The 1,174-nt window shown below is 59.8% G+C and carries 1 protein-coding gene; it reads left to right on the top strand.

Translation table 11 applies throughout. The features are described 5' to 3' along the window. On the top strand, nucleotides 1-1,174 hold a 1,174-nt coding region (locus tag IEY52_RS26470; protein ID WP_189009703.1), incomplete at both ends, for a starch-binding protein.

Genomic DNA, 1,174 nt, shown 5'->3' with positions numbered 1-1,174 from the left:
CGCAGGCGAACGGGAACCTGCAGGTGTACTACAAGAAACCCACCGCCTGGGGAAATGCCAACATTCATTACTGGAACACCGTCGCCACCCCTGCCCTCCCCGCAACCACCTGGCCTGGACGCCCCACCACCGATGCCGGAAACGGCTGGGTCACCTACTCCCTCCCCGGCACCACCAGCACCAACCTGCTCTTCGTCAACAGCGCCAACACCACCCAGAAAACCGCTGACCTCAGTCGCAACCGGGACGGCTGGTTTAATGGCACCACCTGGTACGAAACCAACCCTGATGTTGCAGGCGCAGGACTCACCGTTCACTTCAAAAAACCCGCAGCCTGGAGCAAAGCCAACATCCACTTCTGGAACGTCGCTGCCCAGCCCGTGCTTGCGGGCAGCACCTTCCCCGGTGTGGCCATGATTGATGAAGGCAACGGAAGCTACAAGTACACCTTCGCCAATGCCAGTTCCGCCAACCTGCTGTTTGTGGACCCTGGCAACACCGCCAACAAAACCCCCGATTTGTATCGGGTGGTCAAAGAGGGCACCTACGATCCCGCGACCAGCAGCTGGAGTGATGTGAACTCTTGCAGCAACACCAGCACGGTGGGCAATCCCACGGCCCTGACTTCGACGGCAGGGAATGGGCAGGTGGGCCTGAGCTGGACCGCCTCTACCGATTGTCAGGTGAGTGGGTACAGGGTGTACCAGAAGACCAGTGCGCAGACCACGTACACGCTGTTGACCTCTACGGCCCTCCCCAAAACCAGTTTGAGCTTTACGGCAACTGGGTTAACGAATGGGACGACCTACAACTACAAAGTGGTCTCCATCAACAGTGCGGGGACGGAATCCAGCGGGGTGACGGCAAGTGCCACCCCAGTGCTGCCTCCGAGCGGGATCACGTTGCATTTCAAGAAACCGTCTTCCTGGAGCAATGCCAACATCCATTACTGGTCGGTGACGGCGAGCCCAGCGATGGCGAACACCACGTGGCCTGGAGTGGCGACCACTCTGGAAGGGTGTGGGTGGTACAGGTTCGGGTTTGCCGGGGCAACAAATGTGAATGCATTGTTTGTGGACCCGGCGAACACTTCAGTGAAGACGCCGGATCTGACGGGTCGCACGGCAGACGGCTGGTATGACGGCAACACTGGCACCTGGGTTTCCGCCCCTGC

The organism is Deinococcus roseus (assembly GCF_014646895.1).
GTDB lineage: Bacteria > Deinococcota > Deinococci > Deinococcales > Deinococcaceae > Deinococcus_C > Deinococcus_C roseus.
This window is presented reverse-complemented; position numbering and strand designations above follow the sequence as displayed.